Source organism: Pseudomonas sp. HMSC057H01, from assembly GCF_001836405.1.
Classification (GTDB): domain Bacteria; phylum Pseudomonadota; class Gammaproteobacteria; order Pseudomonadales; family Pseudomonadaceae; genus Pseudomonas; species Pseudomonas aeruginosa.
Genome location: NZ_KV828381.1, coordinates 1 through 838, shown reverse-complemented (window position 1 = coordinate 838; position 838 = coordinate 1). Strand labels below are relative to the sequence as shown.

Below are 838 nucleotides of genomic sequence, written 5' to 3'. Positions count from 1 at the left end.
ATCCGGAGACTGGGCGGTATGTGGAGAGTGATCCTGTAGAAACTCTAAGAAAGCTAAACAACCCTGAAATGACATTTTTAAATTCTGGCGAGAGCATGCTGCAAGCCACTCCGTATTGGGAACATGGATTCACGCCGAATCATAACTACACATACTCCGATAACAATCCAACTGCAAAAAGCGACAAGCATGGTCTTTCACCAAACCCTACGGACAACTTGATCTACACACCTGACACCAACTGCACATGTACATTAGAGTGCAAGAAAAAATTTACTGGAAATGGAAAGTCTTTCCTTGTGGGAGCTCTATGTAGCAAAGCCACCACCCCGTTCTTTGGGGGAGTAGTATGCAATAGCACAATAGTAATGATCTGCGGAGCATCTTGCAGCCAAGAGTGCAATAGAGCACCAAGCTGCGAAAAAGAAGGAAGCGGCAATGAGTAGCCTCTACAACATAATAGCAGTTCTGTGCGCCATCACACTGGCAGTATTAGAGCTAAAAAGAACAACATTCATAAGAACTTTAAAGAAAGAAGAGCCAAACGCCTGGGAGAAGCTTGGCAGGCCATCAGGGTATTTCTTATCCTATCTAGTAAAAATAGACGGATTCAAGCTTGAGAAATTTATATTCCGAAAGCAATACAATGCCTTGGAAAATAACGAAATCAGAAAAATAGGGAGGCAACTCCTCTACCTGCAATCAACTTTCCTCACCTTAATTATTGCACTCATCGCCTTGATGATTTTACAGTTTACAATAAAAAACTGAGAAAGCTCTAAAGATAATCTTCTGGGAAAGGGCGGAAAAAGGGGACAGATTTATTTTTACTACTATA

The 838-nt window shown here is 41.6% G+C and carries 1 protein-coding gene and 1 pseudogene; both read left to right on the top strand.

The window, feature by feature from the left end; all coding sequences use genetic code 11:
* Window positions 1-446, top strand: a pseudogene (locus HMPREF2581_RS33400) (RHS repeat protein); the annotation flags it as partial.
* Window positions 439-771, top strand: coding sequence for a hypothetical protein (locus HMPREF2581_RS02540; RefSeq protein WP_010791699.1), 333 nt, complete (start codon window positions 439-441; stop codon window positions 769-771). The pseudogene HMPREF2581_RS33400 and the gene HMPREF2581_RS02540, both read left to right, overlap by 8 nt.
* Window positions 772-838 lie beyond the last annotated feature (67 nt).

What these genes read in the sequence shown, in the direction of transcription:
- HMPREF2581_RS02540 (WP_010791699.1), top strand. Translation starts at nt 439, where the DNA reads ATGAGTAGCCTCTACAACATAATAGCAGTTCTGTGCGCCATCACACTG.